A 254-nucleotide genomic window follows, 5' to 3' on the forward strand; every position below is an offset into this window, starting at 1 on the left:
GGCCAAGGCCGAGGTCAAGGCCGACGCCCTTGCAGACCAGGGCACCCAATGGCGGGCCACTGCCGGCTCGCTGAAGATCGAGGCGCAGCAACATGATTTGCGCGCCGCCAGGAACAGTGAGGAAACCAGCGTACAACGTCTGGCCTATGGCGGCGACGCACGCCTGGACACCAGCACCGGCAAGGACCTGAATGTGCGCGTGGCAGGCAAAGGCGGGTCGCTGGATAAAAAGGCTAGCGCCAGCACGGCTGTGC

1 protein-coding gene is annotated in these 254 nt (G+C 65.4%); it reads left to right on the forward strand.

Annotated features, from left to right (window positions below; all coding sequences use genetic code 11):
- A partial coding sequence (locus AC6UD4_RS07340) for a hypothetical protein (protein WP_500709655.1) occupies positions 1-254 on the forward strand: 254 nt, incomplete at both ends.

The sequence above is a fragment of the Fructilactobacillus sp. X3R5C2 genome (genome assembly GCF_059901175.1).